General features: G+C 60.1%; 4 protein-coding genes. 3 read left to right on the plus strand and 1 reads right to left on the minus strand.

Going from position 1 to position 3,734, the window contains the following annotated elements; genetic code table 11:
* A partial coding sequence (locus ACIREA_RS28450; protein WP_397385703.1) for a tRNA-dihydrouridine synthase occupies positions 1-346 on the plus strand: 346 nt, incomplete at its 5' end.
* Between the two features lie 23 nt (positions 347-369).
* Here ACIREA_RS28450 and ACIREA_RS28455 read toward each other — a convergent pair.
* Positions 370-1,260: an alpha/beta hydrolase gene (locus ACIREA_RS28455; RefSeq protein WP_397385704.1), complete on the minus strand. Its 891-nt coding sequence runs from the start codon at positions 1,258-1,260 to the stop codon at positions 370-372.
* Between the two features lie 136 nt (positions 1,261-1,396).
* Here ACIREA_RS28455 and ACIREA_RS28460 point away from each other — a divergent pair, with 136 nt between their 5' ends.
* Both ACIREA_RS28460 and ACIREA_RS28465 read left to right on the plus strand, forming a co-directional pair.
* Entirely contained in the window at positions 1,397-2,629 is a 1,233-nt protein-coding gene (locus ACIREA_RS28460) for a M48 family metallopeptidase (protein WP_397385705.1), read from the plus strand.
* Between the two features lie 87 nt (positions 2,630-2,716).
* Positions 2,717-3,734, plus strand: a 1,018-nt coding sequence (locus ACIREA_RS28465; RefSeq protein WP_397385706.1) for a c-type cytochrome domain-containing protein, incomplete at its 3' end; no start/stop codon positions are given.

Here is a 3,734-nt window from a genome sequence, read left to right on the forward strand (position 1 = left end):
GAACCCGTGGGTTTTCAAAGAGGCAAAGCATTACCTCGCCACCGGCACCCATGCCCCGCATGCGACTGTGGAAGAGCGCTTCAACTTCATGCGCCGCCACTGCCAGATGGCCATCGCCCGCAATGCCCACATGGGCGAACTGCCGACGATTCGCTCCATGCGCAATCGCCTCATGAACTACACCAAGTCCATCCCCGGCGGCAAGTGGCTGCGCCAGCGCTTCTCCCAGATCGGCAGCGTGATGGAGCTGGAGGACATCTTTGCCGCGTACCTCGTACATCAGGCAGAGCACGGGCATGAGCACGCTTCGAGCGTGGAAGAGCCCACTTTGAACGCTGAGCATTGAATCCTGAGCGGCAAGACGCCGCCTCACTTCGCCAGAATGCTCTTCAGCCACGCATCCACCACAGGTGTCGCGGGATAGGAAGGATCCCCCAGCTTGCGATTGATCTCTGCGTGCCCCTGAAGTCCACGCCCCTCAAAGCCTTTGACCTCCGCAGGCGTGCCCGCTTTGCGCAATGCCTCGCCAAGAGCGATCGACTGAGCGGTGCCATCCACACGCTGTACGTGAAGAATGAGGAAAGCCGGGGCATTCGGTGTGGCGGCCTGTGCTGTCGGAGAAAGCTTTTTCTGGCGCTCCGGATCGGTGCCAAAGGCTTGCAAGTAGGTGTCATGCATGAAGTCCCCGCCTTCGGCAATCTGGCGCGACACATCATACGCCGCACCATCCAGCGGGATCACCCCACGCAGGGCCTTCGGTCCCACCTCCGCGATCTTCAGGTAGCTCAGATCCGTTCCAACCAATGCGACCAGGTGCGCCCCAGCGCTGTGACCTATCAAAGCCACACGCTTGCCATCAAAGCCCAGCTTCTCAGCATTCCTGATCAGATAAGCGATGCCATTCGCCACATCCTGCGCCTGCTCTTCCACGGTGCAGGATGGCACGAGCCGGTAATTGAGCGACGCAAAAGCATACCCCTGCTGCACGAAGTGAGTGCCCTTCTCTCCCGAGGCCATCCGCTTGTCGCCACGCTTCCAGCCACCACCGTGCACATAAATGACGATCGGTGATCCCGGAGCGGTCGGCTTCCAGTAATCCAGCTTTTGCAGCGGGTCCGAGCCATAGCTCATTTCCTCGCCCCTAGGTTCAGCAGCCGATTGCATCCGCTGGGCGATCCGCTCACGCAACGATCCGCCGATTTGTGCGCACGCTGGAAGAACGCCGAGAAAGGTGAAGAGTAGAGTGAGGGTTTTGAACATGGTTGGCTCGGAGGTGGTCATTGACTGAAATGCCGCACAGCGCGAGTGGTTACACAAAATTTCGGGAATCTGGCAGCACTGCTCCATCGTCCTGAAACCAACCCATTCATGGGCCTTAGCGCCCCCTTCCCTTCGCATGTCTCTCTCCAATCCCTGGTTCATCGCCGCCGTCGTCGGCGTGCTCGGCGTCTTTCATCTTGAGATCATCGCCACCTTTCTGAACCTCGCCCAGTTCCGCCATGCTTTGCCTCAGAGGTTGAAAGCAATCTTCTCGGAGGAAACAGTGCAGAAGGCGGGTGAATACGCCGGCAAATCCTCCCAGCTGGATCTGCTGCGCAGCACCTTTTCCGTGGGCGCTCTGGTTTTGTTCTGGTGGAGCGGCGGCTTTGACTGGCTGCAGCGCTGGAGTGCCAGCTGGGGATTGAATGCAGTCCAAACGGGCGTGGGCGTCATCGGCCTGCTCATGCTGGTGCAAAATATCTTCTCCCTGCCCTTCGATGCCTATGACACCTTCAAGATCGAAGCCGAGTACGGCTTCAACCGCACCACCGTGGGCACTTTCATCAGTGATCGCATCAAAGGGCTGCTGCTCACCGCCCTGCTCGGTGGCCCGCTGCTGGCGCTGATCCTCTGGTTCTTCCAAACTCAGACGCAGGCCGTGCTCTACACCTGGCTCACGGTGGCAGGATTCAGCATCGTCATGGCCTGGCTCTCCCCTCGGCTGCTGATGCCCTTGTTTCTCAAATTCAAGCCCCTGGAAGACGGCCCCCTGCGCGAGGCGCTCCTTGCCCTGGCCGCACGTTTAAAGTTCCCCGTCGTTGACGTCTCAGTCGTGGATGGCTCGCGCCGCTCCAGCAAGGCCAATGCCTTTCTCAGCGGCTTCGGCAAAAACAAGCGCATCGCCCTCTTCGACACCTTGATCGAAAAACACTCGCAGGAAGAGCTGGAGGCGATCCTGGCCCATGAAATCGGGCACCACAAATGCCGCCACGTGCCGCAGCAACTCATCCTTGGCCTGCTGGAAAGCGGACTCATGTTTTACCTGCTGCATGCCGCCCTGCAGTCACCCGCCTTTTTCCAGGCTTTCGGCGTCACCGGCCAGCCGCTCGGTCTGGGGCTGGTGCTCTTCAGCATCCTCTATCAGCCTGCCAGCCTGCTGTTGGGTTTGGTGAGCAGCGCCCTGAGCCGCAGGCACGAATTCCAAGCCGACGCCTTCGCGCGTGCCGCCTGCGGAAATGCCCCTCTGATCGCAGGTCTGCAAAAACTCTCGCTCGACCACCTCACCCACCCAAATCCACACGTACTGACCGTCTGGCTGCATTACTCCCACCCTCCTATCGGCCAGCGACTGGCGGCGCTGGAGGCCTGATGAGCTTATTCACAGTGTTTTTTCGCATCCGTGATAAATGCCTCCCCTCCAGCCCGTAGCTTGATTAACCCCTTGATCCTACCATTTATGAAAAGCCCCCTGCGAGCTTCTCTCTTCACACTCGCCATCACATCCCTCGGTTTTGCTGCTGACCCTGCGGCGCCTGCCACCGCGCCCGCTGTAGCAGCAGCCCCTACAGCCGCAGTTCCCGGCATTGATTTCGTGCGTGATGTGCAGCCCATCTTGGAAACCAAGTGCTTGGAGTGCCACAATCCCAACAAGATCAAAGGCAAGCTCCTGATGGACTCCGCCGCCGCACTGCTCAAAGGCGGTGCTGACGGCCCCGCCCTTGTCGTCGGCAAGCCCGATGAAAGCGAGATGATCAAGCGCGTCATCCTTCCCAAAGACCATGACGACATCATGCCTCCGAAAGGCGGGCCGCTCGCCGCGAAGGAGATCGACGTGCTCAAGCGCTGGATCGCCGCAGGTGCTCAGTGGCCGCAGAACCTCACCCTTCAGTACAAAACACCCGAGCAGCGTCAGGCGCTGGCCGAGCTTCAGAAGAAGCTGCCCACGCTGAAGAACATCCAGATCCTGCCGGAAAAGTACTCCCTGGAAACCAAGCGCGATTTCCACCGCGTCGTCGTGCTGGCCACCTTCCAGGATGCCACCACCAAGGACGTCACCAACGTTTGTGATCTCCGAGTCGCCGACAGCAAGATCGCATCACTCGAGAATCTGATGCTGAAACCCGTCGCCGACGCTGGCAGCACCGAAGTCATCGCCACCCTCGGTGGCCAGACGGTCAAAGCCGCAGTCGAAGTGAAAAACGGCACCAAAGATCGCGCCATTTCCTTCCGCCTCGACTGCATGCCCGTGTTCATGCGCGGTGGTTGCAATCAAGGTGGCTGCCACGGTGCCGCACGCGGCAAGGACGGCTTCCGCACCTCCCTCTTCGGCATGGACCCCGCTGGCGACTACATCCGCATCACGCGTGAAATGCCCGGCCGCCGCATCAATCTGGCCATCCCCGAAGAAAGCTCCCTCGTCGAGAAAGCCGTGGGCGCTGTACCGCACTCCGGCAACCAGATTGATGCGGCGGCCG

This window comes from Prosthecobacter sp. (genome assembly GCF_044373815.1).
Classification (GTDB): Bacteria; Verrucomicrobiota; Verrucomicrobiia; order Verrucomicrobiales; family Verrucomicrobiaceae; genus Prosthecobacter.

What these genes read in the sequence shown, in the direction of transcription:
- ACIREA_RS28455 (WP_397385704.1), bottom strand. Translation starts at nt 1,260, where the DNA reads ATGTTCAAAACCCTCACTCTACTCTTCACCTTTCTCGGCGTTCTTCCA.
- ACIREA_RS28460 (WP_397385705.1), top strand. Translation starts at nt 1,397, where the DNA reads ATGTCTCTCTCCAATCCCTGGTTCATCGCCGCCGTCGTCGGCGTGCTC.